General features: G+C 61.4%; 6 protein-coding genes. 3 read left to right on the top strand and 3 right to left on the bottom strand.

The window, feature by feature from the left end; translation table 11 throughout:
- Nucleotides 1-24: 24 nt before the first annotated feature.
- Genes ABI582_RS28525 through ABI582_RS28515 form a run of 3 tightly spaced genes read right to left on the bottom strand, consistent with a single transcriptional unit; the run spans nt 25 to nt 3,819 of the window.
- Entirely contained in the window at nt 25-1,272 is a 1,248-nt protein-coding gene (locus ABI582_RS28525) for a c-type cytochrome (protein ID WP_442120970.1), read from the bottom strand.
- 12 nt (nt 1,273-1,284) lie between these two features.
- Nucleotides 1,285-3,069 carry a GMC family oxidoreductase gene (locus ABI582_RS28520; RefSeq protein WP_442120969.1) on the bottom strand — a complete coding sequence of 595 codons (1,785 nt, stop codon included), beginning with the start codon at nt 3,067-3,069 and terminating at the stop codon, nt 1,285-1,287.
- A gap of 3 nt (nt 3,070-3,072) precedes the next feature.
- Nucleotides 3,073-3,819 (bottom strand): gluconate 2-dehydrogenase subunit 3 family protein, encoded by a 747-nt coding sequence (locus ABI582_RS28515; RefSeq protein WP_442120968.1) that lies wholly within the window; start codon nt 3,817-3,819, stop codon nt 3,073-3,075.
- 263 nt (nt 3,820-4,082) lie between these two features.
- On the opposite strand from ABI582_RS28515, the gene ABI582_RS28510 reads away from it, so the two are divergent.
- The 3 genes from ABI582_RS28510 to icmH all read left to right on the top strand — a co-directional run.
- On the top strand, nt 4,083-4,772 hold the full coding sequence (locus ABI582_RS28510; RefSeq protein ID WP_442120967.1) for a histidine phosphatase family protein: 690 nt from the start codon (nt 4,083-4,085) through the stop codon (nt 4,770-4,772).
- Between the two features lie 3 nt (nt 4,773-4,775).
- On the top strand, nt 4,776-5,594 hold the full coding sequence (locus tag ABI582_RS28505) for a phosphatase PAP2 family protein (protein WP_442120966.1): 819 nt from the start codon (nt 4,776-4,778) through the stop codon (nt 5,592-5,594).
- Between the two features lie 243 nt (nt 5,595-5,837).
- Nucleotides 5,838-6,591, top strand: a 754-nt coding sequence (gene icmH, locus ABI582_RS28500; RefSeq protein WP_442120965.1) for a type IVB secretion system protein IcmH/DotU, incomplete at its 3' end; no start/stop codon positions are given.

The raw sequence follows: 6,591 nt of genomic DNA, 5'->3' as shown, positions 1-6,591 counted from the left end.
TGGATCAGGGTGCAGCTGGAGAGGTCAGCGAAGCGACTTCACATCACCGGCAGAGACTTCGCTGCCCTGGTTACCCCAGCTGCTTCTGATGAAGTTCACCACCTCGGCAACCTCTTGATCACTGAGGCGCCAGCCGAATGCGGGCATGGTGAAGTTCGAGGGCGCGGTGTGTGTCGACGGCACCGTACCCCCCGCCAGCACCACGTGAATCAGCGACGTGGCATCTGCAGTCTGTACCATCGGGTTGCCAGCCAAGGCCGGGAACACGCGGGTGTAGCCTTGGCCATCGGTACGGTGGCAGGCCGCGCAGTTGTCGATGTACACCGCCGCCCCGGGTTTGCTGTCATCACCTTTCCACAGCGCATCCGCGACCTGCTTGTCGTAGACGTGCGGCTGGTCATTCGGGTTGCTCGGCGGCAGGGTCTTCAGGTAACGGGCGATTGCGGTAAGGTCGGCGTCACTCATGTGCTGCATGCTGTGCTCGACCACATCGCTCATGCCGCCGAACACCGCACTGCGATCGCTGCGCCCGGTCTTCAGAAACTGCACCAGCTGCGCTTCGCTCCAGCTGCCCAGGCCGTCCTTGTGATCGCCACGCAGGTTTTTCGCAATCCAGCCTTCCAGCGGTGCGCTGCCGGCCAGGAACTGCTCGCCATCTGCAGGGCTCAGCGCCTTTTCCTGCATGGTCAGCGCGCGCGGCGTATGGCAGGCGCCACAATGCCCAAGGCCCTCGACCAGGTACGCGCCACGGTTCACCACCGGGTCAGCTGCCGCCGATGCCTGCCAGGGCTTCGCCTCTGGCGCAAACAGACCACGCCAGATCGCCAGCGGCCAACGCATGCTCAGCGGCCAGGGAATGTCAGTAGCCTTGTTCGCCTGCTCCACCGGCTGCACACCCTTCATGAAGTAGGCGTACAGCGCCTGCATGTCCTGCTCGCTGACCCGCGCATACGACGGGTATGGCATGGCCGGGTACAAGGTGCTGCCATCCTTGCCGATACCCTTGCGCACAGCCTGGTCGAAGTCTTCGAAACTGTACTGGCCAATGCCGCTGGCCGCCGGGGTGATGTTGGTGGAGTACACCGTGCCGATAGGGGTTTCCATTGGCAGGCCGCCGGCAAAGGGCTTGCCGCCCTTGGCGGTATGGCAGGCCACGCAGTCACCGGCGCGGGCCAGGTACTCGCCCTGGCGCACCTGTGCATCGTCATTCGCCAAGGCCTGTGCGGCCGCAGTGGCACCCAGCAGCAGGGTTGCGATCAACATTGTCTTCATGCTCATCGCTCCTCAGGCCTGGACCAGCGGGCCGGGGTTTTTCAGGTACTGCTCGCGGATGGCGCGTGCCGACCAATAGGTCAGCGCGGCTACCAGCCCGGTCGGGTTGTAACCCAGGCCCTGCGGGAACGCCGAAGCCCCCGGCACGAACACGTTATGTACGTCCCAGCTTTGCAGGTAGCGGTTCAGTGCACTGGTCTTGGGGTCGGTGCCCATGATCGCACCGCCGTTCAGGTGGGTAGTCTGGTAACTGGCGGTGTTGAAGTGGTCCTTGACCTGCTTGCCCAGCACCGCAATGGCCTTGGGGTTCATCGCCTGAGCGACCTTGCTCAGCTTGTCGACCATGAACTGGTTCATCTTGATGTCGTTTTCCTGCCAGTCGAAGGTCATGCGCAACAGCGGCTGGCCGTAGGCGTCGCGGTAGGTGGGGTCCAGGTCCAGGTAATTGGCACGGTAGGACTGGTGCGCACCATGGGCGTCCATCGACACCTGGTGGGTGTAGTAGTCGGCCGTGGCTTTCTTCCAGGCACTGCCCCAGGCCGGCGTACCCGGCGGGTTGGAGGTGCCGGCAATCGGCCGGCTGCCGGCCTGGTTGACCCACATCGGCGAGCCGCCAACAAAGCCGTGGGGGCCATGGTCGAAGTTGTCGGCATTGAAATCGTCGATGGCAATGCCGTTGCCACCCGCACCAATGAAGTTGTTGGTGTAGGTGTTCTTGTCGAAGAACGCCTTGACCGTGCCCATGTTCTGGTAGGCGAAGTTACGCCCGACCACACCTTCGTTCTTGACTGGGTCGTAGGGCTTGCCGATGCCGGAAAGCAGCATCAGGCGCACGTTGTTGAACTGGAACGCCGCCAGGATCACCAGCTCCGCAGGCTGCTCCACCTCGCGCCCCTGCGCATCGATGTAGGTCACGCCAGTGGCCTTGCGCTTGCTGTCGTCCAGGTTTACCCGCAGCACATGGGCATTGGGCCGCAACTCGAAGTTGGGCACTTGGCGCAGCGCCGGCAGAATGTTCACGTTAGGCGAGGCCTTGGAGTACATGTAGCACACGTAACCGCTGCAGAAACCGCAGAAGTTGCACGGCCCCATCTGCGCCCCGTACGGGTTGGTGTAAGGCCCGGAGGTGTTTGCCGATGGCAGGTTGTAGGGTTTGTAGCCCAGGCTGGTGGCGGCTTTTTCGAACAGCCTGGCCGACACCACGTTCTTCTGCGCGGGCAATGGGAACGGGTTGGAACGGTCCGGCGCATAGGGGTTGCCGCCCTTCCCTTCACCGACCACCTGGCCGTTGACGGTCCAGGCCTGGCCAGAGGTGCCAAAGACCTTTTCGGCAAAGTCGAAATACGGTTCCAGTTCTTCGTAACTGACGCCAAAGTCCTGGATGGTCATGCCTTCGGGGATGAACTTGCGCCCGTAGCGCTCTTCGTAGTGGCTGCGCAGGCGCAACTCGACCGGGTCGACCCGGAAGTGCACGCCCGACCAGTGCAGGCCCGCGCCGCCCACGCCCTTGCCCGGCAGGAAAGCACCGAGCTGGCGATTGGGCAGTGCCACGTCATTCACGCTGTGGCGGACAGTGACGGTTTCTTTCGACACATCCACGAACAGCTTCTTGCGCACGCTGTAGGTCAGCTCATCGATCACTTGCGGGTAGCTGCCTTCCGGGTAGGTATCCTGCATAGGCCCCCGCTCCAGGGCCACCACGTGCAGCCCGGCCTCGGTCAGCTCCTTGGCCATGATCGCGCCAGCCCAACCGAAGCCGACGATGACCGCATCCACTTTGTTCAACACAGTCGCCATGCCTCAGGCCCTCTCGCCGCGGATCGATACAGCCGGGAACGGGTAAGGCTCGTTGCGCTCGACCCAGTCCATGAAATCGGCGCGGGCACCGGGGAAGCCAATCTGGGTCCAGCCGACCATGCCTTTGTTGCCGCCATGAATCGGGTCGCAGAAGAACCCCTCACGGGTGTTCTGCACCAACAGGCTGAAGAACACCTTCGCCGGGACGGTGTCGAACACCAGCTCTCCTGCCTCCACCTTGCTGAGAATACGGTCTCGGGTAGCGCTATCTTGTGCGGCAAAAACTTGCCCGCCGTTGGCTTTGCACCAACCGTCCACGGCAGCGATGCCCAGGCGATAGATTTGTTGCGGGCTGAGCTGCAACTGGTAGCCAAGCTCGGGCGCGGCGTCGGCGTTGAACGGGCCTTGCATGTACCACTGCGCGCCAGTCGCGTAGGGGGTGTTCATCTGGCGGTCGATGAACTCGGCGGCGCCGGCTTCGAGTGCGCCGGGGCCAAGCTCATCGGCCGGGATGATGCGCGACACTGCAGCTTGTACAAAAGCCCACTCTTCGGCGCTGAAGAACGTCGGTTGATAGTTGCCTGCAGGCGGTGTGGCCGGCACTTTCGGTTGCTGATGCGGTTGCGGGGCCGCAAGCAGCTGGCTGGCGCCCACGCCAAGCCCTGTGCTGGCCACGGTAACCACGGGGATCAGGGTCAAGGTCTTGCGCAGAAAATCCCTGCGCGGGTTGTCTGGAACATGCTCAGGCATTGCGAATCCTCATCGGCTGTGCGGCGGCCTTGATAAGCGCCATCTGATTTTCTGTGGGAGGTGATCTTGATAGGCCATCAAGAAGACAGCCGAATAATCTAGCGCGTTCAGAAATGTTTTGAAACCGGTTTCATACTTGACTTCTCACTGGCTGACTGCTGTCGGGCCAAGGCTTTTTTCACATCAGCCTCACTCTCTAGCGACATCCCGCTACCTACAGTGCCGACGCTCTTGTGTGGAGCGAACTGACTGGAGTGGCGAACATGCTGCAAGGCGTAATCGACAAATCACCCGCCTCACGGCTTGCCCAGGTACCCCGATTGCCTTGGGGCACGGCGCTGTTCGCAGTCTTGTGCCTGCTGTTGATCCTGGGCGTAGCGGCAGCCTGGGCACATGCCCGCACGGCCATCCCCAACCTGGGCAACCCTCATCACCTGCAACACAGCGGGCTTGAGGCCGCCTGGGCGAAAGGCTCGGTGATTGTGGTGCTGCGCCATGCCGAACGCTGCGACCGCTCCAGCGGTGCTTGCCTGGGTGCCCCCAGCGGAATCACGGTCGCAGGCAGCCATGTGGCCGCCGAGGTCGGCAACGGCCTGCAGCACCTTGGCCTGGGCTCAGCCGACGTGTGGGCCAGCCCGGAAGTGCGTACCCGGCAGACCGCACACGCCATGTTTGGTAAGACCATTGCCACGCAAGGCTGGCTGAATCAGTGTGACGGCCACTTCGCCGAAAACGCCATGGCCCTCAAGCGAGACGGCCACAACCTCGTGCTGGTCAGCCACAGCGGCTGCATGGAACGGCTGGAGCAAGCGCTCGAAGTACCTGCCAGCGCGACGTCGAACAGCTATACCAGCGCCCTGTTCATCACCCAGGGCAGCGATGGCAAGGCGAAGCTGCTGGGCCAGATAGCGGCCAGTGAGTGGGCCAATCTCATTGATGCCAAGGAACTCTGAACAATGCCCTCTCGTACCACCTTCTACCGTAATAACCTGCTGCTGCCGCTGTTGCTGGCTGCCATCGTGTTTATTGCATTCGACCTCACCGAACTCGATCGCTGGATCAGCAACTTGCTGCTCGACCCGGCCACCGGCCAGTTCCCGTTGCTGCACAACCAGTGGTTCGAGAAAGCCACCCACAAATGGCCTCGCATCCTGCCGGACTGGACCGGCGAACTGGCAGTCATCGGCAGCCTGCTGTCGTTCATCTGGCCGCGTCTGGCCAACCACCCTCAACTGGGCCTGACCCAGGTGCTGGAAAAGGCTCGTATCGCACCGGTGCTGCGCTTTACCACCCAACACCGCCGCGACCTGCTGTTCGTGGTGGTGGCGTTCGCACTGAGCACGACCGTGATTCATTACCTGAAAAGCCACACCAGCGTGTATTGCCCTGTGGAAACCACGCTGTATGGCGGCTCGCAGGCCCGGGTCGAATGGTTCGAAAACTTCTCCTTGTGGAACAAGGCCGGCGATGGCCGCTGCTGGCCGGGCGGCCATGCCTCCAGCGGGTTTACCTTGTTGGCGCTGTATTTCGTGGCCCTGCGCCACCGCTGGGCACATGCGCGCAAGTTGCTGGTGGCAATTCTGCTGATCGGGTTCGTGTACGGCACTACCCGCGTACTGCAGGGCTGGCACTATATGTCCCATACGTTCTGGGCCGGAATCTTTGTCTGGTTTACAACCTGGGCTACTGCGTTGTTCTTCTATGGGCGCATCGCGTTGCAGGCGCCGGAAAACTGCCCTGCCATGCGTGATTCTGCTGTACCGCAGCCCTCGTAATAGAGCCACCAGCAGTCACAAAAGCAACAGCAATTCAGACAAAATCATCGAGCCTCTGCTCGTTAATAATAATTTAAAAATAACTTGAGGTGAAACTTCCTACAGACCATTAGGAAGTTTCAATCTCCCATAGATATTGATTCCTCGTTAGTCTTCAGGCTTTCGCAAAATGCTTGCGCCCGATCATATCGGAAGTTCGCAGCCATTGTGTGAGTTGACCTTCCAACTAGACGAGGATTAAGGATGTCCAAAGAGTCCGATGGCACTGAAACACCGGTGCCGGCCAAGAAAAAGCCAATTCTGCTGGAGGATATCAAGGGTACCCAACAGCCTCGTACCGGTACTGGTCCTCAACTCGCAACGGATCTATCCGGCTACCCCGCCGACCCGGAGTTCCAGCTGCGCGGCGGCTTCGAAAACCTGATGCTCGACGCAGCAAGCCCGCTGTTCGGCCTGGTCATTCGCCTGCGTACCCTGGACGACCTGCCCAACCTCGCCTACGTGCACAAGACCGTGCAAAACCAGGTCAGCAACATTCGCGAAGAAATCCAGCAGCACGGCTACCCCATCGCGCACCAGGAAGTCTATTCCTATGCCCTGTGCCTGTACCTGGACGAGGCCGTGATGAGCCGCCCGTGGGGCAACAATTCGTGCTGGAGCCACGAGCCGCTGCTCAGCATCTTCCACGACGAAACCCAGGGCGGCGAAAAAATCTTCGTGCTGCTCGAACGGGTCATGCAGGCGCCCAAGGAATTTCAGGATGTACTGGAGTTCCTGTACTTCTGCTTCTGCCTGGGCCTCAGAGGCAAGCATGCCCTCGATCCCAAGTGCGAAGACATCATCAAAGCCTTGATCTCGCGCATGCACACGGTCATCCGTGAACTGCGTGGCCCCACGCCGCAAGAGCTGTGCGCACCCTACAGCAACGTCGTTCATTGCCCCCACCGCCCGCGACGCTGGGAGTGGCCCTGGTGGAGCCCGCTGGTAATCTCCGCCG

This window comes from Pseudomonas sp. SAS7 (assembly GCF_052112345.1).
In the GTDB taxonomy this organism is placed as follows: Bacteria; Pseudomonadota; Gammaproteobacteria; order Pseudomonadales; family Pseudomonadaceae; genus Aquipseudomonas; species Aquipseudomonas putida_Q.
The sequence above is the reverse complement of the archived record's forward strand: the minus strand, read 5'-3'. Positions and strand labels throughout refer to the sequence as shown.